This is a genomic window from Erwinia sp. S43 (assembly GCF_016624745.1).
GTDB classification, from domain to species: Bacteria; Pseudomonadota; Gammaproteobacteria; order Enterobacterales; family Enterobacteriaceae; genus Erwinia; species Erwinia coffeiphila.
The window spans coordinates 1-278 of sequence record NZ_JACVTX010000083.1; the positions used below are offsets into that span (position 1 = coordinate 1).

At 60.8% G+C, this 278-nt stretch carries 1 protein-coding gene; it reads left to right on the forward strand.

Going from position 1 to position 278, the window contains the following annotated elements:
* The coding region (locus IBT47_RS26870; protein ID WP_200564301.1) for an Ig-like domain-containing protein at nucleotides 1–278 on the forward strand (278 nt) is incomplete at both ends.

The following is a 278-nucleotide window of genomic DNA, read 5'->3' on the forward strand; positions in this document are numbered from 1 at the left end:
GCAACCGTTGAAGCGGGCGATACCACGCCTCCGGCACAGGTTGACGATCTGAACGTGGCGGAAGACGGCCTGAGCATTACGGGTACCGGCGAACCGGGTGCGGCAATTACCGTACGCGATGCCGATGGCAACGTGATCAGCGTTCCGGGTGCTGTGGTGGGCGAAGACGGTAACTTCACCGTAAACCTGACTTCACCTCAGACCAACGGTGAAACACTCTCCGTAACCCAGACCGATGAAGCGGGCAACCCGTCCGAACCGGCAACCGTTGAAGCGGG